Source organism: Cohaesibacter marisflavi, assembly GCF_963665895.2.
GTDB lineage: Bacteria > Pseudomonadota > Alphaproteobacteria > Rhizobiales > Cohaesibacteraceae > Cohaesibacter > Cohaesibacter marisflavi.
Genome location: NZ_OY762534.1, coordinates 3,168,594 through 3,189,366 on the forward strand (window position 1 = coordinate 3,168,594; position 20,773 = coordinate 3,189,366).

Genomic DNA, 20,773 nt, shown 5'->3' on the forward strand with positions numbered 1-20,773 from the left:
GTCACACCGCTAGTTTGTGGGTTTGGGAAAGGGCGTCATGATCAGAGCAATCAGCCGCGTGATGCAGAAGAGAATGGCAAAGGCACAGCCAATGGGGATGGCCACCTCGATGAGCCCTTCGGCAATATGCAGGACAGGGTCTTCGCTGTTGCCCACCACCGAGATCCATTGCGTGCTGTAATAGAGCAGCATGGCGTGCAAAATGCCGATCAGGATCAGGTTGATCCCCTCCAGCCAGCTTTTTATCCGCAAGGGCAAACTGTCGATCAGCGCGTCGATGCGGATATGCTTGCCACGGGCGATATCCACCGCCGCACCGAGCGCTGTTGTATAGATAAACAGCATCACGGTTGCTTCGCTGCCGCCGATGATCGTTGTGTTGAAGCCATAGCGCATGATCACCAGAATGACGACCAGAACGAAGATGAGGCCAAAGAGCGCTGTCAAAAGCCACGTCAATAAGTGCATCAGCAGTTTTTCGGCGCGAAGCACCGGATGCACCTGATAGGCAGGAGCCGGACCGGACATGTCAAAGCTTTCAGATGGTTTGAGTGGTCTCTGGCAGGTGCCGGAGCGATTTCCCGCTTCCGGCGCCTGCTCTATTCAGATTGGTTGTCACTTGCCAGCTTCGATGGCCTGATTGACTTCCTCTTCGGAGAAAGTGCCGTTCTGGATGTAGAAATCCCAGACTGGGCGAACCTTTTCGACAAATTTGGCGCGGTTTTCAGCCGAAATCTCATTCACTTTCAGCTTGTCGCTGAGGAATTTAAGATAGTCAGCTTCGGAGGCGAGCCAATGCTCGTCGCTCCATGCTATGGCTTCCTTGGAGACCTTGTCAAAAACAGTTTTGAGATCGTCCGGCAGGCCTTCATACCATTTCAGATTCACAAAGAGGGGATCTGGATGGATCTGGTAGTTAAGTAGGGAGAGATAGGTCTGGGCTTCATAAAATTTCATCACCGAGATATTGCTCGGAGGATTTTCCTGGCCGTCTGCGACACCCATCTTCAGAGCCATATAGACCTCGCCATAAGGAATGGAGGTCGGGCTGGCGCCAAGGGCTTCGAAGGTCTTGATGATGGTTTCAATACCCGGCGTGCGGATCTTGAGGCCTTCTACATCAGCTGGCGTGTTGATGGGGTGCTTATTGTTGGTCACCACACGGAAGCCGCCAGCCACACCGGTTGCCGGAATATAATAGCCATTGGCTTTGGCTGCATCGGCGATATGGGTGCCGAAATCGCTGCGCATGGCCTTGAGCACGGCGTCTGTGCTGTCATAAAGGAATGGCAGGGTGTAAATCAGGAATTTCTTGTTGGCCTTGGTGAAAGCGCCACCACGGGTGCCCTGCACGGTGCCCATCTTGACCATATCCATCACTTCCGGTTCGCTGCCCAGCTGGCTGCCCGAAAAGATCTCAACGGAAATACGCCCTTCGCTTTCCTTCTCCAGCGCTTCCTTGAAGAAGAGCATGGATTTATGCCGGACGGAGCTGTCTGGCTGAGAATGCGCGAATTTGAAATTAAAGTCTGCGGCCATGACCGGAAATGCTAGCCCGATCCCCACGGCCATGATTGCGAGTTTCGCAAATGCCTTGTTCATTGAATGCCTCCCTTTTGGTAACCGCCTTTATGAGCGGCGAAGCGGTGCATTCCTCACCGCCTCCTTCTCCTCGCTAGAGCCTATTTGAGCGCATCATCTGATGGAGCCGCGAAGCTCGATTGGTCAGCCTGAGCGCCAGCAAGTCGTCCCGAACCGTTGTGGCCGGGCTGCATGCTGCTGTTTGCTCTGTCCCCTCCCAAGGGTTCATTTGCGTCTTTCACACAGCCGGAATGCGCTCCGGCCTGAACGAGCGTGAGGCATGAATGGTCTCCCAATCATCCATACCGCGACAACAGCACATCCCCACAACACTACTTACTGGTAGATTTTGTCAATAAACAAGTATTGTATTTGCCACTATTGCGACAACGCGTCGCATACTGTTGTGAATGATATTGCCCATGATAGAGTTCGTTTTTGCAGAATATCGCTACATATTAGGTGGTTAACCCGTATTTTTACCAAATACCGAAGGTCTTTTTCTAACAGTTCAGATCCAGATCACGGATATTGACAAGCGCCGTGAAGTGCCTATCATCCATACCCACAAAGTGAAAAATCCATACTTTGGAAGGAGTTCCATACTTTCCAAAGACCTGAGGCGAAGATGACAAAGCTCCCCAAGAATGTGCGTATCGGACGAAATGGTCGCGTTGGTATTCTCAAGAAGGTACCCAGAGACCTTTGGGAGCATCCGCAATATAAAGATCGCTCCAAGGTCATCGAGCGTTCTACCGGAGCCATCAATGTGACGGAAGGGGTTAAGATCGCTCGCGCCATGCTGGAGGATCTTGAGCAGGAATTTGCCTCGGCGCGCTCGGAGCTTCCAGTCATTGATCATGAGACACCCCTGGGTTCAATTGCTCCTCAGGAAGAGCGACCGTCGCCGCAGCTTCAAGACAATAAAGAGATCGCAGGTGTCAGGGAGCTCGAAGAGGATGCCTCCAAAGATGAGCGCCGCCCCGCTCCCCGACGCAGAGAAGCGGAGATAACCCGGCGGGACATCCTTGATGCCGCCATGGAAGAATTCGCGGCAAAGGGGCTCAGCGGCGCCCGGGTGGATGCGATCGCCGCCAGAACCCGCACCACCAAGCCGATGATCTATTATCATTTTGGCAGCAAGGAAAAGCTCTATGCAGCCGTAATGGAAGAAGCCTATGGTGGGGTGCGCAGCAAGGAGCAGGGCTTGCATCTGGATGCTCTCCCCCCTGAAGAGGCCATGCGCCGCCTCGTGGAAGTGACCTTTGACCACCATGCTGAACATCCCGAATATGTCCGGCTGGTGTCTGTCGAGAATATCGAGATGGGACGCCATATCACTGGTCGGCAGAGCCTTGTAGAGCGCAACGCCATTGCCATCCAGACCGTCAGCGATCTTCTGGAGCGTGGTGCCAAAGCAGGTGTTTTCCGCAAGGATATCAATCCGTGGCACCTGCATTTTCTTATCTCCTCTTTCTGCTTCATGCGCGTTTCCAACCGCTATTCCTGGCGAGCCGTGTTTGACATCGACCTGTGGGACGAGGCTGAAGTGCCCGCCCAGCGGGACATGATCGTTGAGACGATCCTGCGCTATGTAAAACCTTAAGCAGCCGACATCACCACATTTCCATTGCTATGAAGACAGTTGTGCAGGTGAACACGCCTGCTTCTGCTCTTTTGCGTCCGCCATCTGCGGCTTGGGGAGGCCTCATCTTCATTAAGAATAAATTGTGGATAGTCATTCTACACAATCTTCATTTCATTGATTAAAAAACAAGTCCATATAGGGCGTACAGCAAATGCAGGGCAAAAAACGAGAATAAGAACGAGCCCTTTCATAAAACCGAATGAACCAGTGAAATCAGTGCAAAGACTGCACGCAACCACAGTTGGAACACTATAATGATCGACAATCAAACAGCTCCTTATGCAGCCTTTCTTCTCCGCGTCATCTCTGGCGCCCTGCTTCTGGCCCACGGCCTGATGAAGATCTTCATCTTCACCATCCCAGGTACGGTCGGCTTTTTTGAAAGCCTCGGCTTCCCTGGCCTCTTTGCCTACCTGACCATTTTCGCTGAAGTGGTTGGCGGCGCTGCCCTGATCCTCGGTGTCGCCACCCGTGCGGTTGCCATCCTGACCCTGCCACCGATCATTGGTGCCCTGTTTGTTCATTCGGGCAATGGCTGGGTCTTCTCCAGCGAAGGTGGCGGCTGGGAATTCCCGCTATTCTGGGCCATCACCAACCTCTCCATAGCCCTTCTGGGCAGCGGTGCATTCGCTCTGCGTCTGCCAGTAGTCAACCAGAAGCTGGCCTGGGCTCAGTAAGCCCGCTATCAGGAACCAAGCAAGCAACAAAATCTTACGTAGAGCATAAAACCAAGAATAAGGCTCTCTCACTTGAAACGGTGTTCTCCGACAGGGGCGCACCGTTTTTTTATCTCAGTTTGTCTGGCTGGCGGCTGTTTGTCTGTCCGGCTGTCTGGTCTATGGGTAGCCTACGGCCTTGTCTTTGGTTTCAAAGGACAATTTGCCACAGGCAGTTATGCCTCATCATTCCGGCCACCCCCTTTTGAACGCTTGACGGGCCACTCTGGAGACTGATATTTGCCATGTTATAACATTTCATATGGTAAATAGATGTTCAGACGACGTAAAATCGACAAGCGGCTGCCTGTTACCGTGCTTTCAGGATTTCTTGGCGCCGGAAAAACAACCCTCCTCAACCATGTGCTCAACAATCGGGATGGCCGGCGGGTTGCCGTCATCGTCAACGATATGAGCGAAGTGAATATTGACGCAGATCTGGTACGCGAAGAATCCACGCTCAACCAATCAGAAGAGAAGCTGGTGGAAATGAGCAATGGCTGCATTTGCTGCACCTTGCGCGATGACCTTCTGGTCAAGGTGCGGCAATTGGCTGAAGAAGGGCGCTTTGACTATCTGCTGGTGGAAAGTACTGGCGTATCCGAGCCGTTGCCCGTTGCGACAACCTTTGAATTTCGCGATGAAGAGGGGCGCAGCCTCAATGATGTTGCCCGTCTGGACACAATGGCAACTGTGATCGACGCAGTTCATCTGCTCAAGGATTTCGACTCGAAGGATTTCCTGGCTGACAGGGAAGTGCTCAAGGCGGATCTTTCCGACCATGATGAGCGGACATTGGCTGACCTGCTCGTGGATCAGATCGAATTTGCCGATATCATCATTCTCAACAAGGTGTCAGACGCCACCCGCGAACAATTGGACGCGGCCCGCTCCATCATTCATGGTCTCAACCCCGGAGCCCGCTTGATCGAAACGGACTTTGGAGCGGTCGAGCCTGACGCCATTTTCAATACGGGTCTGTTTGATTTCCAACGCGCCCATGAGCATCCTCAATGGTACAAGGAACTTTACGGCTTTGCTGACCACATGCCAGAGGATTCCGAATTCGGCATCACCAGCTTTGTCTGGACGGCCCGCCGCCCCTTGCTTCCGGAGAAATTTCACGAATTCACCCAGACGCCACTGCCCGGCGTGATCCGCGCCAAAGGGCATTTCTGGCTGGCCACACGCCACCGCATTGTCGGCGAATATAGCCTTGCAGGCAATATGGCCCGAACAGGTCCGCTGGGCTATTGGTGGGCGTCCGTGCCTCAGGATCGCTGGCCCAAGGATCGTGCGACGCGCAAACAGCTCAAGGCGGTGCTTGACCCTCACTATGGAGACCGGCGCCAGCAGATCGTCTTTATCGGCATGCTGGGTGAAATGAACAAGGATCGCATCTGCTCGATGCTGGATAGGGCTCTGGCGGCTCCTGTTGGTGAAGGGCCATTCCACCCTTCCCTCTATGAGCATCTGCCTGACCCCTTCCCTGCCTGGGAATATGCGCAAAGCAAATAGGCAACCGGGCTCTGAGAGCCCGGTCTTTCCAGCGTAAAGCTAAAGCGCAAGGGAGCCATTCACCCGCGTATCAGCTGCAATATAGGACTGGATCTGGCGTACGATCTGGTCGGCATGTTCTGCTGCCAGCTTGTCTGCCAACGCCAGATCGCGCCCCATGATGGCCTTGATCATCTTCTCATGTTCATCGACATAAAGATGTGGGATATCATCATTGTAGGACTGGTAATAGAGACGCAGGATACGCCGTCCCTCATCAAGAAGACGGGTGAATAGCTCGACATAATAGCGGTTGCGCCCTGCCTTTGCGATGGCCAGATGGAATTCGCGGTTGGTAGCGATCATCTCGAAGACATCGCGCGTTTCCACCGCTTTGGCGTAGAGATCCTTCCAGTGATTGATATCGGCCAGATCGCCTTCTTCATAGTTGGCGGCGGCCTGTCGCGTCGTGACGCGATACATCAGGGTCAGTGCATCGAAGAACTGCGAGAGATTGAGAAAATCGATATTGGAAACGATGGTCGCCCTGTTGGGCAGCGTTGTGATCAGGCCTTCCGCAGCCAGACGAACCAGCGCTTCGCGGATGGGAGTGCGCGACATGGAAAAACGCGCCGCCAGCTGCAGCTCATCAATCGGGCTGCCTGGCGCAATCTTCAATTCTATGATTTCACGATGCAGGGTCTGATAGACATGGCCAACGCCTGCGCCTCTCTTATAGGGTCCCTTGGTCGATTTTTTCTCTTTTGTTTCGGTCATGCCCTTGCTGCCCAACGATGTTGCGATGAATATTTCTAGCGAATATCTTGAAAGTCCTGAAGCAAATGTTTGTATTTTAATTGTCGACATATTAACGTGTCAATGCGAGAAAAGAAACGCACAGAGCACAAAGCGCATCACCTGAGCAGAGTATCCGATGAAAAACCATACATTTCAATGCATTGATGGCCATACATGTGGCAATCCGGTGCGGCTAGTTGCGGGCGGCGCCCCGCTGCTGGAAGGCAGCACCATGATAGAGAAACGGGCACATTTTCTGGCCGAATTTGACTGGATTCGCACAGGGCTGATGTTTGAACCGCGCGGTCATGACATGATGTCCGGATCGATTCTCTATCCGCCAACGCGGGATGATTGCGATATCGCCGTCCTGTTCATTGAAACCTCAGGCTGTCTGCCCATGTGTGGCCACGGCACCATTGGCACTGTGACCATGGCCATCGAGAACGGTCTGGTGACCCCAAAGGAACCGGGCAAGCTGCGGCTGGATACGCCCGCCGGTCTGGTCACCGTGGAGTATCGGCAGGAAGGCCGCTATGTGGAAGAGGTCCGGCTGACCAACGTGCCCGCCTTCCTTTATGCTGAAGACATGACTGCCGAGATTGACGGGCTTGGAGAAGTGCATGTGGATGTGGCCTATGGCGGCAATTTCTACGCCATAGTCGAGCCTCAGGATTGCTACAAGGATATGGCCGACTTCTCAGCCGGTGAGCTGGTAGGCTTCTCACCCAAGCTACGTGCGGCGCTCAATGAAAAATACGACTTTGTGCATCCGGAGAATCCGGCCATCAACGGCCTAAGCCATATTCTGTGGACCGGCAAGCCGCTGGCGCCGGAAGCCACAGCCCGCAACGCAGTCTTTTATGGCGAGAAGGCCATTGATCGCTCCCCTTGCGGTACAGGCACTTCTGCCCGCATGGCCCATTGGGTCGCCAAGGGGCGGCTGGGTGTCGGCGATGCCTTCATTCACGAGAGCATCATTGGCAGCCTGTTCAAGGGACGGGTAGAAGCCGCCGCCAAGGTCGGCGACAAGGATGCCATCATTCCATCTATCGGCGGCTGGGCACGCCAGACCGGGTTCAACACCATCTTCATTGATGATCGCGACCCTTATGCCCACGGTTTTACGGTGCTTTAAAGCAGACTAAACAGCTTGAAGGCAAACTGGCGCGGGGCCTTGCTCCGCGCTTTATTTTTATCTCGCACAAGCCTCGGCTATTCGTTGCCTGCGACCATATCCATCAGACGCGCCAAAACACGCGGGTCCTGACGCAAGCCGTCATGCTCATATTCGTTGGTCACCCACGCCTTGAGATTGCCAACCCGACCGGCTGTTTCCAGTGACAGGCCTGCATCCACATACATGTCATCAAAATAGACGGCAGCCGCAACAGGCACCTCGTTGGCGGCCAGACGCGCCTTGTCATAGAGCTGTTCTTCCAGCGGCATGGCATGCAGTGCCTCTGTTGCCGCCTGGAATGGTTTGAGCGCCCTGATCTCCTCAAACATCCACGGGAACATCATTTCGCCGGTAAAAAGCAAGGGCCGATGGCTCTCTGCGAAAGCGGCATGCTTTTCCCGCTCCCGTTGCGCCGCCCAGTTGGAAGCGTTGCCATGCTGGCCATAGATGGCCTCTTGCAGCACACAGAAAAGCGGGTTGGTGGCATAACCTGTTTCCACCATAATGGAAGAAAGGAAGCTGTCGGTCAGGGTGCCATCGCCATCGAGCGCTTCATCGATCAACCAATGCACCATCTCGTAACCCGGCTTCATGCCGAAGGCCATACCGAGGGTTTGCAACCGGCGCACAGTCAACCGGTCTCCGTCGGGCAGGCGAATGTCGTCACTTGCCAGACGATCGGCGATGCGGGCAACCACATCCCTATCGGCCTCATAGCGGGCATAATAATGCCGGTTCTTTTCAGCCACCCGCAGGAAGGTGCGCTCATAGACATCTTCCGCACGGGCCTCAATCCCGGCCAATCCGCCCGTTACATAGCAGGCTTCCAGCGCCTCTGGGGCAAGGGAGAGGTAGCACAGGGTCAGAAAACCGCCATAGCTCTGGCCAAGGCTCGACCATTTGCGGCCACCATAGACCTCTTTGCGCAGATGCTCGCAATCGCGAATGATGCTGTCTGCCCTGAAGCAGGCAAGGAAACGGGCTCCCTCTTCGCCGGAGGCAAAGCGCTGCATATGGCGCCCTTCCACCGGTGAGGACCGCCCCGTGCCGCGCTGATCGAGCAGCACGACGCGGTGTGTCTTGAGTGCGGTTTTAAGCCATGCCGGGCCGCCCCCTTGTGGGCGCGGGCCCTTGCCACCGGGGCCACCTTGAAGGAAGACGAGCAACGGCAGATCTTCCTCCTTGCGCACAGGGTCCACCACCTCACGGGCAAACAGCGTCAGGCCTTCTCCCTGCGGTTTGGCCCAATCCAGGGGAACCGGCAGCGTGATATCGCGATAGGCGACACCGGGAAATGTCACATAAGTCATTGCACTCTCCTTAAAGAGCAGAGTTCAGGACAAGCCATCACTTGGCTGCAATCAGGTCACGCGTTTTGTCGGACAGGATTTCCGGCCCATCCTTGCGCATGATGACGATATCTTCCAGACGCACGCCGAACTGGCCTGCCAGATAGATGCCCGGTTCGATGGAAAAGACCATGCCTTCTTCAAGGATTGTCTCTGAACTGGCCGACATGTAGGGATGCTCATGCACGTCGATACCCAGTCCATGACCAGTGCGGTGCAGGAACTTTTCACCATAGCCAGCCTTGGCAATGGTCGAGCGGGCGGCATCATCAATGGCGCTGGCTTTCACGCCGGGCTTGGCCGCAGCAAGAGCGGCCTTGACCGCCGCCTCCACGACGACTGCGATCTCTTCATAGCCTTCCGGTTTGGCCCCGAAATAGCCCGAACGAGTCATGTCACTTGGATAGCCCCCCTTGCGGCACCCCAGATCGATCATCAGAGGCATGCCCTCTTGAAGCTTTGTCTCGCCGCTGTCGTGATGAGGAAATGCCCCATTGCCGCCAAAGCAGACGCTGGCAAATTCCGTGGTTGCGCCGTGGCTTGCAAAATAGTCATCGATGAATTTGATGACATCCAGCTCCGTCATGCCCACCTGCAGATGGTCAAAGGCTGCGGTGACACAGGCATCGGTCAGCACGGCATTTTCCTTGAGCTGGGCATATTCCGTTTCATCCTTGCGACAGCGCAGATACCCCAGCGTATCACCAAGGAACTGACGTTTGTTATCCGGCAGCGCATCCAGCAGCAGCAGAGCAAAATCGGCGCGCATCGCTTCATCTACAGCCACCGACACACCTTGCCTCGCAAGGCCGAAGTCGGCCAGCATCTTGTTCAAGGCGCCTGTAGCGCCATCGGCATCGGTCCAGCAGTAGAAAGGCAGATCCGTATGCTGGCGTACGCTATCCTGATTGAGCGCCGGCATCAGGAAGGCGGCATCCTTCTGGGTGACCAGCACCATCACCGGCCGCTCATCCCCATGCGCAGATACGCCTGCCAACCAGGCCATGTTCGAAGTCGGCCCCACAGCGACCAGATCCGTCCCTATCTCCGCCATGCGCGCTCTGAGCCGCGAGAGGCGATTCTCAAACAGAATTTTCTTGGAATCATTCATAAGGATCTGCTCCATTTCATACGTCCTATCAACAGAAAGCAAAAAAGCCGTGCCTTTTGTAACATTTCATGTCGACAATTAAAATACAACTGGTATTGTCTCTGCATAAACATAGATCTTTCTATCCACCCCGAAAAGGCGGGACCGGTCGGGTTTTCGGATAATTCTTGGGACAATCACATGGACTCCACTATTTTCACATGCTGCATGCCTGCTCTGATGACGCCATGCAAAGAAGACCGCACCCCCGACTATGACGCTCTTGTCAAACAAGGCAAGGAAATGATCGACGCCGGAATGGGCGCCGTTGTCTATTGCGGCTCCATGGGCGACTGGCCTCTGCTGACGGATGCGGAGCGCATGAAAGGCGTTGAGCTTCTGGTCGAAGCAGGCCTTCCCGTCGTTGCCGGTCTGGGCGCCATGAATACCAAAATGGCTGCCGCCCACGCTGCTCATGCGCAGAAAGTCGGCGCCAAGGGCCTGATGATCATCCCGCGCCAGCTTTCCCGCACCTCTGTTGCTGCCGCCCAGAAGGCCCATTTCGAAGCCGTTCTTTCTGCGGCACCTGATCTGCCCGGCGTGATCTATAACAGCCCTTATTATGGCTTTGCCACCAAAGCGGATCTCTTCTTCGAGCTGCGCAAGACCCATCCGAATCTGGTCGGCTTCAAGGAATTTGGTGGCGTAGCCGCGCTCTCCTATGCAGCAGAAAACATGACCAGCAGCGATAGTGACGATGCGCTCTTGATGGTTGGTGTGGATACGGCCGTTTTCCATGGCTATGTCAATTGCGGTGCACAAGGGGCCATCACCGGTATCGGTAACATCCTGCCAAAAGAAGTGCTGTTGATGATCGCACTTTGCCAAGATGCCGTGAAAGGCAACACAGAAGCCCGTCGTCTGGCCCTTGAGCTGGAAGCGTCGCTGGCAGTTCTGTCCAAGTTTGATGAGATGCCAGATCTGGTTCTCAGCTTCAAATATATGATGGTTCTGCGCGGCAAGGCCGAATATACGCTCAACTTCAATGAGACGGATGTCTTGAGCGAAAGCCAGAAGGGCTATATCGCCAAACAGCTCAAGCTGTTTGATGACTGGTACGCAAATTGGAGCAAGCAGCCTTCACTCGCTCCATATCTTGGGTAAGACACACTTTCTCTATTACCCAGTCCCCCTGCGGAGCCCTTCTGCTATTGCAAAAGGGCTCCGTTTTTTTCGCCTTGGCATGGCCTAGAGTGGTCAGAGGCTAACCCCGTCCAGCCCCTTTTCCTCAAACTTCGCCAGCAGCGCCAGCTGACTTTCATCCAGCGTGATGCCTTCAGCCAGCGTTTGCTTGCGGGCGGCAAAGCGACGCTGAGACGGCAGGCGCGCGCCCTGTCCGGCGATGGCATCAAGCATCATTTCGGCGCGCTCAAACGGGTTGTCCGTGCGCCCGGCAGAGAATTTGATCGGGTCGAGCGCCAAGATCAGTTCGCCATGATGAGGGGCCAGCGTTGTGGTGCCCAGCGCTTCCAATGCTTCGGGGCTCGTCAGATCGCCGATCATGGCACCTGCGAGCAATTCGATCATGGTGGAAATGGCCGATCCCTTGTGGGTGCCAAATGGCAACATGGAGCCTTCCAGAACGGCAGCCGGATCGGTGGTTTCCTTGCCATCCTTGTCGATGCCCCACCCTTGCGGCAGCGGTTTGCCCGCCCGATTGTAAAGCTCTATTTCCCCACGAGCTGCCATGCTGGTGGCAAAGTCAAAAACATAAGGATCTTTGTTAGGGCGCGGCCAGCCGAAGGCCAGCGGGTTGGTGCCAAGCAAGGGTGCGTTGCCGCCAAATGGCGCTACAGTGGCATAGCTTGGGCACATGGCAAGGCCAGCAAGCCCATGGGCGGCGATGGCCTCGGTTTCATGCCAGAGCGCGGAGAAGTGTGTGCAGTCCTGTATCACCATTGCGGCAAGGCCGAATTCTCTGGCCTTTTCCACCAGCAGCGACAACCCAAAAGCGAAAGCCGGATTGGAGAAGCCCATTTTTGCATCCACCTTGACGATCGCACCGTCGCTCGACATCAGAGCAGGCTCGACATCCGGTTTTACCTGTCCAGCCTTGATGGTGCGCAGACATCCCTCGATACGGTAAAGCCCATGCGCCGCACAATGGTCGCGTTCGCCAGCCACGATGACGTGGGCAAGGCAATCCGCCACATCCCGAAGCGCGCCTATCTTCTCAAAGATTTGGGAAACACGCGCTTCCAGCGCTTCGATGGTGACCGTTTCTTTTTGTGACATATCGTCCTCTTATCGTTCAAAAAGCGTATTTCGTTCTCTAAACTGTAGCTAAATTTGCGACAAATTGTGGTTCCCGACCCTAACGGGAAATCCTCCGGTTGCCAAATGCATACAAATTGTATTATCTGTGTCGTCAGAACATCAAGTCTTTCTTGCAGCAAAAGGATATATCCATGAGCTATACCCCCCACGGCAGCCATCTGATCGCGGGTGAGAAGGTCAAAAGCGAAGAGATTTTCTCCTCAGCGCCCGTCTCCGGACCAGCACATGATTTTTCAAAAGGCACACCTGACCTTGTAGCAAAGGCATGTGAGGCTGCGGAAGAGGCTTTCTGGTCCTATGGCTATTCCTCCCGCGAAGAGCGCGCGGCTTTCCTTGAATGCATCGCCGATGAAATCGAGGCGCGTGCTGCCGAGATTACCGAGACAGGCAATCTGGAAACCGGCCTGCCGACAGGACGTCTTGAGGGCGAGCGGGGCCGCACGACCGGCCAGCTGCGCATGTTTGCCAATCACATCCGCAATGGTGAGTATCTCGACCGTCGTCTCACGGAAGCCCTGCCAGATCGTCAGCCAGCACCGCGCCCTGACTTGCGCCTTATGCAGCGCCCAATCGGACCGGTGGCCGTGTTTGGCGCCTCCAACTTTCCGTTGGCCTTTTCTGTTGCCGGTGGCGACACCGCGGCTGCTCTGGCGGCTGGTTGCCCTGTGGTTGTCAAGGGCCATAGCGCCCATCCGGGCACGGGTGAAATCGTCGGGGATGCAATTGCTGCTGCCGTTAAAAAATGTGGCATCCATCCGGGCGTCTTCAGCCTTGTTCAGGGCGGTGGTCGCGATGTGGGCACCACTCTTGTGCAGCATCCACTAATCAAGGCCGTCGGCTTTACCGGTTCCTTCTGGGGCGGCAAGGCGCTTTATGATCTCTGTGTTGCGCGGCCTGAACCCATTCCATTCTTTGGCGAGCTTGGCTCGGTCAATCCGATGTTCGTGCTGCCCGAAGCCGTCAAGGCCAAAGGCGAAGAGCTGGGCAAGGGCTGGGCTGGGTCCCTTTCCATCGGAGCCGGGCAGTTCTGCACCAACCCGGGCCTTGCCATCATTCTGAAAGAACAGGCAGAAGCCTTTGGTCAGGCAACAGTTGCAGGCCTGAAGGAAGTGGGAGAGCAAGTCATGCTGACATCAAGCATGGCCGACACCTACCGTAAGGGCGTTGCCGCAGTTGCTTCTGAAACCAGCGTCCGCGAGTTGCTCACTTCCATGTGCGACATGCGCAATGCAACGCCGAACCTGTTCATGGTTTCCGGCGCGGACTGGCTCTCCAATCAGACGTTGAAGGAAGAGGTTTTCGGCCCGATGGGCATCATCGTCACGGCAAAGGACGAAGAGGAAATGCTCACCATCGCCAAGAGCTTTGAAGGGCAGCTGACCGCCACGATGCTGATGGACGACGCAGACAAACCGCTTGCCAGCAAGTTGTTGCCGATCCTTGAGCGCAAGGCGGGCCGCATTCTGGCCAACGCCTTCCCGACAGGGGTTGAGGTTTGCGACTCCATGGTGCATGGCGGACCGTTCCCGGCTTCCACCAACTTTGGTGCGACGTCGGTTGGCACCATGTCCATCCGTCGTTTCCTGCGGCCAGTCTGCTATCAGGACATTCCGCTTGACGTTCTGCCTCAGGACGCCAAGGATATGTAAGTCAAGGGGGCTGGGTTTGGACGACCCGGCCCCTTCTTTGTTTCAATCATTTTTTGTCTGTTCCCAAGAAGCCGAACGAGAGGCCCAACAAGAGGCCGCTTTCTTTTGGGAAATGCTTTAGGAGTATTGCTGTGTCATATGATGTTATCGTCCTGGGTGCCGGCATTGTTGGCGTAAGTACTGCCCTGCATCTGCAGGAGCGCGGCCTGAAAGTTGCCATTCTGGATCGTCAGGAACCGGGCCTTGAAGCCTCTTACGGCAATGCCGGAATCATCGAGAAAGACGGCCATGTGCCGCTGGTCATTCCCAGTGAGATCGTGCCGCTGATGAAATATGGCAGCAACACCCAGGTTTCGATGCATTATCACCCCACGATGATGCCACGCCTTGCGCCTTGGTTGTTTGCCATGTGGAGGCTTTCCACGCCCTTTGGCATTTCCTCCTATGCACGGCGCGTTACGCCCTTACGTCAGGTTTCGGCAACAGAGCATTTCCATTTCGCGCGCGACGCCGGCATCATGGACAAGTTCCGCGAAACCGGCTGGATCAATCTCTATCACAGCCCGAAAAGCTTTGAATCCACTGCCCGCACTCTCGGCTATGCCGACGAGTTTGGCGTTGAATATGACATTGTAGGCAAGAAAGAGCTGGAGGCGCTTGAGCCCTCCTTCCATTTCACCGAGCAGGACAGAGCCATTCACTGGAAAGGCTGCGTTTCTGTTTCCTCTCCCGGCGGCGTGACGCAGGCCTATGCCGAACTGTTCAAGGGGCGTGGCGGAGCCTTGCTGCTTGGCGACGCGCGCAGCCTGAAGCAGGAAAATGGCGGTTGGATAGTGTCTTCTCAAGATGGTCCGGTCACCGCCCCCAAGGTAGTCATCGCCCTTGGCGCATGGAGCATGGATCTGCTCAAACCCTTCGGCTATAAATTCCCGCTTGAAGTCAAACGCGGATATCATCAGCATTTTGCCAGTGACAATGGCGCCAGCATGATCCGTCCTGTCGTGGATGAAGATATCGGCTTTCTTCTAACCCCGATGGAAGATGGCATCCGGCTGACGAGCGGCATTGAATTTGCCGCACGGGATACACGCAAGACGCCGGTTCAGATTAAAAAGGCCACCAAATGGGCCAAGAAACTCTATCCGATCGGCAAGCCGGTTGAAGATGAACCGTGGATGGGCTTCCGCCCCTGCTTCCCGGACAACCTGCCGCTGATCGAAGAATCGCGCCAGCATGAGGGCCTCTATTTCAACTTTGGCCATGGGCATATGGGCTTTGCCGTTGGGCCGATCACGGGCAAGATGACGGCCGACCTTGTCACCGGTCAGGAGCCATGCCTCAGCGTTGACGGCTTCTCATCCCGCCGCTTCTTCTAGACGGAGCTTTGCCCGTCACTCAAAAGCAAAAGCCCCGCCAGCGTCGCTGCTGCGGGGCTTTCTTATGGGATGGGCAAGACTGCCGCTTACTCGGCATCCAGCCAGGCGAGCTCCTTGCGCAGGGCCTCGAGGCTTTGCTTGTTATGCGCCACAATGAACGACCCTGTATGATCGGTCGGCTTGTAAGGGCGGCCATCCAGACAAACCGCATCGCCGCCCGCTTCCTGCGTGATCAAGACGCCAGCAGCATGGTCCCATGGATTCTTCTTGGGGCTCAGGATGAAATCCGCCCGCCCCTGCGCCAGCATGCGATATTCGTGGCAAGAGCATTTGAGGCAATCAAGGCGACCAAACTGGGCAGCCATCTGGGCTGCCAAACGTTCCCGCTGGTTCTGAGGGAAAATGAACAGCGGCAGCATTCCTTCCAACTCGCCGTAAGACTTTGGCGCGGAGGTTTCCAGGCGGATGGGCTTCCCATCGGGGCGGCAGAACCATGCCCCCTCGCCGCGGCTGGCCATGATCCAGTCATCCATTACCGGATCATAGAGAAGACCGAAGCAGGTTTCGCCCTTGTAGGTTACCGCGAGAATGACGCCGAACTGCGTCAGGCCGTTGGCGAAATTCCATGTGCCATCCACCGGATCGATGATGACGGCCCAATCGGCATCGCTCATCTTGTCCAGAATGGAAGGATCGGCGGCAACCGCTTCTTCGCCAATGATCAGGGCCTCTGGGAGGATCTCAAGTGCGCCCTTGCTGATCTTGGCTTCAGAGGCCACATCGGCGTCAGTCACCAGATCGTCATGCCGTGTCTTGATCCGCACGGACTCGGGCGAGAGATGGCGAAAGCGCGGCATGATTTCGCTTTCTGCCGCTTGCCGGACAAGATTGATCAATGCCTGCTGTCTGGATGGGTCGAGTTTCACAAGCGCACTCCTTTTGTTTTGATTGGCTTTTTTACGCGCACCTGTTCGCAGAAGGATGCGCCAACAGGCTTGCAGCCCTTTTAGGCGCTCAATCATGACAGGGAGATGACCATGGCAAGCTACCACAGCCAAGAAGGAAAAACAGCCACCGGGCACTCAGGCGCCAGACTCAACGCAGATAGTCAGACAGATTCAGGTTGAGAATTTTACTCAGAGCGGAATAGCTGGCTTCCAGCTGGGTTTCGTATGACGTCGCCAGTACCGTGGCCTCGGCAGCATCGATAGAGGTCTCTCCGGCAGCCAGATTTTCTGCCTCGGCGATGAAATCCTCTTCATTCTCGATGTAGCTTCCCAAACGGCTTGACGTATTCCCGGCCTTGGAAGTGGCAGCAATCACGCTATCCTGTGCACTGACCAGTAGCGCATCCACATCCTGCAGCTCACTGGTATCGGTCAGGTTGCCGTCGGCCACATAGGAAAGCGCCCGCAGGGCCTCTTCAAAGCCGCTCACAGTTGCGGTGATGCCGTAATCCATCTGCTGGCCATTGTTCAACCGGATCGTCTGGGTATAGCCATCACCCTGGTAATAGTCCGTATTGACGGTCGTCAGATCCGCAACCGCATAGGCGGTGAAATCGACGGGCGCAGTATCGGTGGTGCTGCCGGAAAAAAGATAGCGCCCCTGATATTGCGTATTGAGCATGGTCTTGAGGTCTTCGAGATACTCGGCCGCATTATTTTGCAGGCTTTGCAGTTCATCATCGGACCGGGTGGCCGAGACCGCACTGCGCGCATTGGTCAGAATGTCCGTGATGTCCTGAAGAACCGACGAGGCCATATCATTGCGCGAGACGACGGTATTTGCCGCAGAAATATTCGCTTCGGCGCGGGTGACGGAAATGCTGAGATCAACCACCCTGCCCGCACTTGACCCCAAGCCGCCATAGTCCGAGCTTTTCAGACCATTGGCCTGCTGCGCTTGCACTTCAGCTAATCTGGCCTGCGTGGTCATCGTCTTTTGCATCAGGGCAGAGGTTGTCTGGAATGTAGCTACGCGCATTGCCATATCGTCACCTATGAAACTGCCGCTTGCAGGTCATCAAACATCTCCTGCAAGGTACTCAAAATGGTAGAAGCGATTGAGTAAAGCTGCTCAAGCTCTGACAAGCGCGCCGTCTCTTCGTCGACATTCACGCCATACGCTGATGAAATTGCATCCGTCGCGGCAGTCATGTCTGCCTCGGCTGCATTGAGGGAGGTAGAGGCGCTCTGGGCATCAGACACCGCAGCGGATAGAATTTCCGTCGCATATTCGGAGAATGTCCGGTCTCCCGCAGAGAGCTTGCCAGTAGCAGAAAAGCTCGTATCTCCCTGAAGAGCATCAAGCAGATTGTTCGCCGTCGTGGCGCCGTTGCCGGTTCCCAACAGAGTGGTCGGATCATCCTTCACCGTGGTTTCAACCGCTATGTCGCTGGCGCTGGTGCCTGTCAGAATATCACCACTCAGCCCCGCCACCCCATTCAGGGTCGTGATCATGGTCGTCGCCATCTCATCAAGAGCAGCCTGATACTCCGGCAGGGTCTCGTCCCTGAGTTCCAGCAGGGCACCAATCTTACTGTTGCCACCATTAAGACGGCTGGTTATGTCCGATCCATTGACGGATATCGTCGTCTGCCCCTCGGCATCGAGGCCGGTTGAGAGAAGATGCGCCGTCGACCCTACGAGTATTTGTCCGGTGGTGGTATAGACCTTCGTGGTGCCATCTGCCGATGGAAAGGTCTTGATGTCCAACGTGCCCGACAAATCCGTCAGGGCCGAGTTGAGCTGATCTTCCAGATTGGCTGTGCTGTTGCCTGCTGCCTTTTCAGTGCGGATCAAATCATTGAGTTCATCGATCGTCTCAAGCGCTTCATTGACATCATCCACACTTGCGGCAATCTCCTGATCTGCCTTGTCCACCATGCCCTGAAGATCGGACGCCGTATCCCTGATCTGGCTGGTGAGGTCTTCCAGAGCGGTCACCGCATTATTGGCCAGCGCCGTGCTTTCGGGTGTTGTGGCCAGTTGGGTCAAGGCTTCTTCGAAATCTGCAATCGTCGAGCCAAGCGATGTGCCCGCGCCAGTTTGATCTTCCAACGTTCCAAGTGAGGACTGCAGCTCACTCAGATATTCAGCGGTCTTTGTGGCCGAAGCCGCTCCCGAGGTGGCCTCAAGCAGATCGGTCAGGAGATATTTGCTGACAGAAGAGGAAACGCCATCAACTGACACGCCCCCGCCAACGCCCTCGTAGGCGCGAGAACTGGCTGAAGCAGATTTCACCGTATAGCCTTCGGTGTCTGCGTTGGCAATATTGTTTGCCGTCACGGATACCTGAACCTGTGTCGCGCCCAGCGAACTGGAGGCGATATATCGGGCAACATTCAGCGATGTCATTGGCTATTCCCTCTATTGGCTTTTGTTCCTCCTGCGCTGGAAGGCGCAAAAGCCATATTGGTGTCCAGGCCTCTCTTGCATCATCGGAAACCGAAGCCAGAGAGGCGCAATCCTCAAACCTTGCGCCCTCCCTTGAGGGACGCAGCATGTGGCGTGCTGGAAGCGCTTTGCCCAGCAGCCCCGTAGGATGGCAAGGCGCTAGCATCCTGATTGTCGCGAATGGCCCGCATGATGGCACTGATGCGCCTTTCATTGGCCGACATCGCTCGGTTCAACTGGTTGGCATTTTCCATAAAGGACTGGGCAAGGATCTGAATACGATCCTGCAAACTGTTGAACTTCTCATCCGAGGCATAGAGAAAGACCTCGCGTTCAGCCTTGAAGCGCTTGAAGAAAGCATCAAACTCGCCAGCCAGCTTGTGCTTTCTGACAAGCAGATCGTCCAATGAAGTGGGGCGGCCGCTTTCGAGACGCTGATTTTCTTCTCCGGCAATGCGGATCAGTTCATCAGCCACCGTGATCGCTTCATCAATGGCGCTTTCGATGCGTTCGATATCACGCTCGGAATGGACCATCTTGGTATTGAGTTCGTCGTGCATGGTTCACCCTTAGCCTTTGTTCGTTTTTCGAAACTGGTTCAACTGAGAATAGGCGTTTGCCACCTGGTTGGCTTTTGTTGAGCGAGAGCGCTTATTCTTGATGTTCGCCTGCTGGCCCCGCATATGCTTTATCAAGTCCTTCAGAGCATTTTGGGCAACCAACAGCAGGAGTTTGCCGGACGCACGGTCCGGCTCTCTCTCATAGCGGCGGATTTCAGCCTTGAGGCGCCTGAGCTCAGCCTTGCAATGGGCCAGATCATCCGACATGAAAATCACCGCACGGCTTGCAGGAGACTGTCAAACATGTCGCCGGCAGTTGAAATGATCTGGGACGCAGAGGAATAGGCCTGCTGGGCGGACAACATGCTGGCAAATTCGGTGCTGGTGTCCACGGTGCTGGATTCCAGCGAGCTGCTCTTCAGGCTGCCTGCCGAGCCCGTGCCTGCTGTATGCAGGGTCGCGTTGCCCGAGTAAGTTGAAATCGCGTAGATGCCATCACTGTCTTCAGTCAGTCCATCGGAGTTGATGAATGTGGCGACCGGGATCTTGTAGATATTGCGCGTTTCGCCGTTGGAGAAGGTAGCCACCACAGACCCGTCGGTCTCGATTTCGATATCATCCACCGTGCCGTAAGCCCGGCCATCAACGATGATGGATTTGACATCGATATCCGCATTCTCGACATCGTTGGAAGAATATTGCGTCAGGCCGTCAGAGCCACCGACCGTCCCCAAATCAAGCTTGATTGAGGAAGCCGCCGCACCGGTATTCCAAGTGATATCGAGGTCGGTGCCAGAAACGCTGGCCAGAGAGCCATCATTATTGAACTGGACGGTAATTGGCGAGCTGGTCACAGAGCCTGTTGTCGTGGATGTGTCCGCAGAAACCGGATCAGAATAGGTAATCGTCCAAGTGTTTTGAGCCGTTTTTTCATAGGTTGCGGTAATCGTGCTTGCCGTTCCCAGCGAGTCATAGACCTCGAAGCTGGATTCAAAGGTCGAGTTCAGCACAGCATCCCCGGGCAGCGTCGCCTGAATGGAAGCCTCGGAGGTTGCCTGAGCCGAACTCTGGATGGAACTCAAATCGATCTTGTCCAGATTGACGCTGCTGGCGCCGCCGGCCACATTGCCATCCGCATCGGTTGCCCAACCGAGCAGATAGTAGTCGCCATTCATCAGGTAACCGTCATTGTCGACCGCGAATTCACCATTACGGGTGTAGTAGCGAGAGGATGTATCCCCCTCCTCGGAGACCACGAAGTAACCGTTGCCCTGAATGGCAAGATGCGTGGAGATGGCCGAGTCGGTCACAAGACCCTGAGCTGTATTATTGGTCGTGTTGCTGGCGTGCACACCCCCACTCTTGTTGTTACCAGACCCAGCAACGAGGCTTGAAAAGCTCGTTTTGGACGCCTTGTATGCGGTCGTATCCGAGTTTGCCAAGTTGTTTGAAACATTCGAAAGCGCCTGCGACTGGGCGGCCAAGCCCGTGATCGCGGCGTTTGTTGCACCCATCAAACTCATGTTACTCTCCTACATATGCGCCACGTTCGATGTTTATTGCTTGAGTGGCAGGATTGACTTATTGTTCAGGA

19 protein-coding genes are annotated in these 20,773 nt (G+C 55.4%); 7 read left to right on the forward strand and 12 right to left on the reverse strand.

Annotated elements, in window-relative coordinates:
• Positions 1 to 9 precede the first annotated feature (9 nt).
• Both ACKPCT_RS15335 and ACKPCT_RS15340 read right to left on the reverse strand, forming a co-directional pair.
• On the reverse strand, positions 10 to 528 hold the full coding sequence (locus ACKPCT_RS15335; protein WP_319567334.1) for a TRAP transporter small permease: 519 nt from the start codon (positions 526 to 528) through the stop codon (positions 10 to 12).
• 87 nt (positions 529 to 615) lie between these two features.
• Complete coding sequence (locus ACKPCT_RS15340; protein ID WP_319567335.1) at positions 616 to 1,602, reverse strand: TRAP transporter substrate-binding protein; 987 nt, start codon at positions 1,600 to 1,602, stop codon at positions 616 to 618.
• A 607-nt stretch (positions 1,603 to 2,209) separates the two neighbouring features.
• Between ACKPCT_RS15340 and ACKPCT_RS15345 the strand changes: the two genes are divergently transcribed.
• The 3 genes from ACKPCT_RS15345 (at position 2,210) to ACKPCT_RS15355 (ending at position 5,463) form a co-directional block, all read left to right on the forward strand.
• Positions 2,210 to 3,187, forward strand: coding sequence for a TetR/AcrR family transcriptional regulator (locus tag ACKPCT_RS15345; protein ID WP_319567336.1), 978 nt, complete (start codon positions 2,210 to 2,212; stop codon positions 3,185 to 3,187).
• A 296-nt stretch (positions 3,188 to 3,483) separates the two neighbouring features.
• Positions 3,484 to 3,906 carry a DoxX family protein gene (locus tag ACKPCT_RS15350; RefSeq protein ID WP_319567337.1) on the forward strand — a complete coding sequence of 141 codons (423 nt, stop codon included), beginning with the start codon at positions 3,484 to 3,486 and terminating at the stop codon, positions 3,904 to 3,906.
• 312 nt (positions 3,907 to 4,218) lie between these two features.
• A complete protein-coding gene (locus ACKPCT_RS15355) occupies positions 4,219 to 5,463 on the forward strand; it encodes a GTP-binding protein (protein WP_319567338.1) in 1,245 nt (414 codons plus the stop codon).
• A 39-nt stretch (positions 5,464 to 5,502) separates the two neighbouring features.
• On the opposite strand, the gene ACKPCT_RS15360 is transcribed toward ACKPCT_RS15355, so the two are convergent.
• Positions 5,503 to 6,219: a GntR family transcriptional regulator gene (locus tag ACKPCT_RS15360; protein WP_090070357.1), complete on the reverse strand. Its 717-nt coding sequence runs from the start codon at positions 6,217 to 6,219 to the stop codon at positions 5,503 to 5,505.
• 157 nt (positions 6,220 to 6,376) lie between these two features.
• On the opposite strand from ACKPCT_RS15360, the gene ACKPCT_RS15365 reads away from it, so the two are divergent.
• Positions 6,377 to 7,378, forward strand: a complete 1,002-nt coding sequence (locus tag ACKPCT_RS15365; RefSeq protein WP_319567339.1) for a 4-hydroxyproline epimerase — start codon at positions 6,377 to 6,379, stop codon at positions 7,376 to 7,378.
• Positions 7,379 to 7,455: 77 nt separating this feature from the next.
• On the opposite strand, the gene ACKPCT_RS15370 is transcribed toward ACKPCT_RS15365, so the two are convergent.
• The gene (locus tag ACKPCT_RS15370) at positions 7,456 to 8,730 is read right to left on the reverse strand and encodes an alpha/beta fold hydrolase (protein WP_319567340.1); all 1,275 of its coding nucleotides are present in this window, start codon (positions 8,728 to 8,730) and stop codon (positions 7,456 to 7,458) included.
• 37 nt (positions 8,731 to 8,767) lie between these two features.
• A complete protein-coding gene (locus ACKPCT_RS15375) occupies positions 8,768 to 9,895 on the reverse strand; it encodes a M24 family metallopeptidase (protein ID WP_319567341.1) in 1,128 nt (375 codons plus the stop codon).
• 165 nt (positions 9,896 to 10,060) lie between these two features.
• On the opposite strand from ACKPCT_RS15375, the gene ACKPCT_RS15380 reads away from it, so the two are divergent.
• A complete protein-coding gene (locus ACKPCT_RS15380; protein ID WP_319567342.1) occupies positions 10,061 to 11,023 on the forward strand; it encodes a dihydrodipicolinate synthase family protein in 963 nt (320 codons plus the stop codon).
• A gap of 93 nt (positions 11,024 to 11,116) precedes the next feature.
• Here ACKPCT_RS15380 and ACKPCT_RS15385 read toward each other — a convergent pair whose 3' ends face one another.
• On the reverse strand, positions 11,117 to 12,154 hold the full coding sequence (locus ACKPCT_RS15385; protein WP_319567343.1) for an Ldh family oxidoreductase: 1,038 nt from the start codon (positions 12,152 to 12,154) through the stop codon (positions 11,117 to 11,119).
• Positions 12,155 to 12,327: 173 nt separating this feature from the next.
• On the opposite strand from ACKPCT_RS15385, the gene ACKPCT_RS15390 reads away from it, so the two are divergent.
• Positions 12,328 to 13,845, forward strand: coding sequence for an aldehyde dehydrogenase (NADP(+)) (locus ACKPCT_RS15390; protein ID WP_319567344.1), 1,518 nt, complete (start codon positions 12,328 to 12,330; stop codon positions 13,843 to 13,845).
• A gap of 131 nt (positions 13,846 to 13,976) precedes the next feature.
• Positions 13,977 to 15,221, forward strand: coding sequence for an NAD(P)/FAD-dependent oxidoreductase (locus ACKPCT_RS15395; protein WP_175527917.1), 1,245 nt, complete (start codon positions 13,977 to 13,979; stop codon positions 15,219 to 15,221).
• A gap of 86 nt (positions 15,222 to 15,307) precedes the next feature.
• Here ACKPCT_RS15395 and ACKPCT_RS15400 read toward each other — a convergent pair whose 3' ends face one another.
• The 6 genes from ACKPCT_RS15400 to flgE form a co-directional block, all read right to left on the reverse strand.
• Positions 15,308 to 16,147, reverse strand: a complete 840-nt coding sequence (locus ACKPCT_RS15400) for an inositol monophosphatase family protein (RefSeq protein ID WP_210186657.1) — start codon at positions 16,145 to 16,147, stop codon at positions 15,308 to 15,310.
• Between the two features lie 169 nt (positions 16,148 to 16,316).
• Positions 16,317 to 17,207 (reverse strand): flagellin, encoded by an 891-nt coding sequence (locus tag ACKPCT_RS15405; protein WP_319567345.1) that lies wholly within the window; start codon positions 17,205 to 17,207, stop codon positions 16,317 to 16,319.
• A gap of 14 nt (positions 17,208 to 17,221) precedes the next feature.
• A complete protein-coding gene (flgK, locus tag ACKPCT_RS15410; protein WP_319567346.1) occupies positions 17,222 to 18,580 on the reverse strand; it encodes a flagellar hook-associated protein FlgK in 1,359 nt (452 codons plus the stop codon).
• A 113-nt stretch (positions 18,581 to 18,693) separates the two neighbouring features.
• Complete coding sequence (locus ACKPCT_RS15415) at positions 18,694 to 19,179, reverse strand: hypothetical protein (RefSeq protein WP_090069429.1); 486 nt, start codon at positions 19,177 to 19,179, stop codon at positions 18,694 to 18,696.
• A gap of 9 nt (positions 19,180 to 19,188) precedes the next feature.
• On the reverse strand, positions 19,189 to 19,446 hold the full coding sequence (locus ACKPCT_RS15420) for a hypothetical protein (protein ID WP_319567347.1): 258 nt from the start codon (positions 19,444 to 19,446) through the stop codon (positions 19,189 to 19,191).
• 5 nt (positions 19,447 to 19,451) lie between these two features.
• Positions 19,452 to 20,702: a flagellar hook protein FlgE gene (gene flgE / locus ACKPCT_RS15425; RefSeq protein WP_090069425.1), complete on the reverse strand. Its 1,251-nt coding sequence runs from the start codon at positions 20,700 to 20,702 to the stop codon at positions 19,452 to 19,454.
• Between the last annotated feature and the right edge of the window lie 71 nt (positions 20,703 to 20,773).

Excerpts from the sequence above, each read along its gene's own strand:
- ACKPCT_RS15335 (WP_319567334.1), bottom strand. The coding sequence starts at position 528 with ATGTCCGGTCCGGCTCCTGCCTATCAGGTGCATCCGGTGCTTCGCGCC.
- ACKPCT_RS15340 (WP_319567335.1), bottom strand. The coding sequence starts at position 1,602 with ATGAACAAGGCATTTGCGAAACTCGCAATCATGGCCGTGGGGATCGGG.
- ACKPCT_RS15345 (WP_319567336.1), top strand. The coding sequence starts at position 2,210 with ATGACAAAGCTCCCCAAGAATGTGCGTATCGGACGAAATGGTCGCGTT.
- ACKPCT_RS15350 (WP_319567337.1), top strand. The coding sequence starts at position 3,484 with ATGATCGACAATCAAACAGCTCCTTATGCAGCCTTTCTTCTCCGCGTC.
- ACKPCT_RS15355 (WP_319567338.1), top strand. The coding sequence starts at position 4,219 with ATGTTCAGACGACGTAAAATCGACAAGCGGCTGCCTGTTACCGTGCTT.
- ACKPCT_RS15360 (WP_090070357.1), bottom strand. The coding sequence starts at position 6,219 with ATGACCGAAACAAAAGAGAAAAAATCGACCAAGGGACCCTATAAGAGA.
- ACKPCT_RS15365 (WP_319567339.1), top strand. The coding sequence starts at position 6,377 with ATGAAAAACCATACATTTCAATGCATTGATGGCCATACATGTGGCAAT.
- ACKPCT_RS15370 (WP_319567340.1), bottom strand. The coding sequence starts at position 8,730 with ATGACTTATGTGACATTTCCCGGTGTCGCCTATCGCGATATCACGCTG.
- ACKPCT_RS15375 (WP_319567341.1), bottom strand. The coding sequence starts at position 9,895 with ATGGAGCAGATCCTTATGAATGATTCCAAGAAAATTCTGTTTGAGAAT.
- ACKPCT_RS15380 (WP_319567342.1), top strand. The coding sequence starts at position 10,061 with ATGGACTCCACTATTTTCACATGCTGCATGCCTGCTCTGATGACGCCA.
- ACKPCT_RS15385 (WP_319567343.1), bottom strand. The coding sequence starts at position 12,154 with ATGTCACAAAAAGAAACGGTCACCATCGAAGCGCTGGAAGCGCGTGTT.
- ACKPCT_RS15390 (WP_319567344.1), top strand. The coding sequence starts at position 12,328 with ATGAGCTATACCCCCCACGGCAGCCATCTGATCGCGGGTGAGAAGGTC.
- ACKPCT_RS15405 (WP_319567345.1), bottom strand. The coding sequence starts at position 17,207 with ATGCGCGTAGCTACATTCCAGACAACCTCTGCCCTGATGCAAAAGACG.
- flgK (WP_319567346.1), bottom strand. The coding sequence starts at position 18,580 with ATGACATCGCTGAATGTTGCCCGATATATCGCCTCCAGTTCGCTGGGC.
- ACKPCT_RS15415 (WP_090069429.1), bottom strand. The coding sequence starts at position 19,179 with ATGCACGACGAACTCAATACCAAGATGGTCCATTCCGAGCGTGATATC.
- ACKPCT_RS15420 (WP_319567347.1), bottom strand. The coding sequence starts at position 19,446 with ATGTCGGATGATCTGGCCCATTGCAAGGCTGAGCTCAGGCGCCTCAAG.
- flgE (WP_090069425.1), bottom strand. The coding sequence starts at position 20,702 with ATGAGTTTGATGGGTGCAACAAACGCCGCGATCACGGGCTTGGCCGCC.